We start from the raw sequence: 1,636 nt of genomic DNA, 5'->3' as shown, positions 1-1,636 counted from the left end.
CCGCCGCCGCCGGATCCGCGCAGGCCGAGGCACCCGCCGCGCGGGTGCGCCGGGGCGGGGAGACACGGGTGCAGCCCTCACTGCGCCGCTGAGTCCCGGCGCGCGTTCCGGCCCGGCTGCTGCTCCGTCGCCACCACAACGACCGTCCTCGCGGCCTTGTCGTGCAGGCCCTGCCGGTAGGGCCTGCTGACCAGGATGCTCAGGATGATGACGGCCCACCAGACGACCAGACAGCAGAGCAGGGCCGGCAGCCAGAGCACGATCGCGCGCAGCAGCGCGCTGCCGGTGTCGGGTACCGCGCCGTTGTTGAGCATCGCGACGCGCAGTTTCATCCAGCGTTTACCGAGAGTCTGCCCGGTTTTCCTGGTCATCAAGGTGTCGTAGCCGACGTATGCCACGACGGAGATGACCGACCAGAGCCACTGTGTTCCCGTATTCACCTGGTTGGTGAAGTCGCCCCAATTACTGCTGTTCGCCTGTGCGTGCCAGTTTCCGAAGAAGCCGGACAGAACGGCCAGCGGAATGAAAATGATCAGGGCGTCGATGATCCGCGCCACGAGCCGCTTGCCGAAGGGCGCGAGCGGTGGCATTCCGGCGAGCGGATCCGTACCGCCGAACGGGCTTCCGCCATAGGCGTTCCGGTCCTGGTCATAAGGGGATCCCGGGGGCTGACCGCTGTCGCCGCCGTAGGGAGAGCCATAGGGCGCGCCGTACGGCGAGCCGGGCGGCGGGCCTCCCGGCGGACCGGGCGGGCCTTCCGACGACGGGCCTCCCGATGGGCCTTCCGACGACGGCGGTCCCTGTGGTCTCTTCAGAAACGGGTCGTCGTCGGGTGACTGGCCGGGCGGCGGCTGATCGTTGCTCATGGGGGCAGTGCACCGCGCGGGAAAGAGGCCCGCAACGGATCACCCGCCGTTCGGAGCAGTCCGGGAGGCGCCCGGTCCGGGACGCTCGCTCTGAGACGGGCCCGGTCCGCGGCGGGCCCGGTCTACGGCGGTCAGCCCGCTACGAAGGTACGGGCCGCCTTGTCGTGCCAGCACTGCCGCCAGGGCCGGTCGACCAGACACCACAGCACATTGACGACGCCCACCACGAGCACGCCGAGCACGCCGTAGACGAGCCAGCGGCGCAGCGCGGCGCCGAAGCCCGGGGCCTCGTGGGACTCTATGTCGCGCACTTCGAGACCGCAGAGCTTCTTGCCCAGCGTCCGTCCCCACTTGGCGGTCGGCAGCGCTTCGTACAGCACGCCGAGGACCAGCAGCGCGACCAGCGCGGCTCCGAGATAACCGGCCGTCGTGGCGTCGATCAGCCAGACCGTGACAGTCTCACCGCTCCGCTCCGCCGCCTCGATCTTGGCGTCGATATGCGTACGTGCCCGGGAGAAGAGAGGGAGCGCCGCGGCGCCGACGAGCGCGCCCAGGACGACCGAGTCGATCAGCCGGGCCACGAACCGCTTGGCGAGTCCCGCGGGCCTGGCCGCGGCCTGGGCCCGCGCGGCCTGGAGGAACGGATCGTCGACCGGCGGCTTCCAGGGCACGACCGGCTGGTCGGGGCCGCCGGGCGTCATGGGCTGGGCGAGCTGGTGGACCTGCTGGGCCCAGGAGGCGGCGCCACCGCCGGCGCCGGAGGAGACCGG

General features: G+C 71.3%; 2 protein-coding genes. Both read right to left on the bottom strand.

The window, feature by feature from the left end:
• Window positions 1-77: 77 nt before the first annotated feature.
• Entirely contained in the window at window positions 78-866 is a 789-nt protein-coding gene (locus tag GA0115259_RS36110) for an RDD family protein (RefSeq protein ID WP_093604659.1), read from the bottom strand.
• Window positions 867-997: 131 nt separating this feature from the next.
• A partial coding sequence (locus tag GA0115259_RS36105; RefSeq protein WP_141716841.1) for an RDD family protein occupies window positions 998-1,636 on the bottom strand: 639 nt, incomplete at its 5' end.

It is taken from the genome of Streptomyces sp. MnatMP-M17, assembly GCF_900091995.1.
GTDB lineage: Bacteria > Actinomycetota > Actinomycetes > Streptomycetales > Streptomycetaceae > Streptomyces.
Note: the sequence above shows the minus strand (reverse complement) of the source record. Positions and strands in the feature narration are given on the sequence as shown.

Bases quoted from the DNA above. Each gene is read 5' to 3' on its own strand.
- GA0115259_RS36110 (WP_093604659.1), bottom strand. From the start codon at position 866: ATGAGCAACGATCAGCCGCCGCCCGGCCAGTCACCCGACGACGACCCG.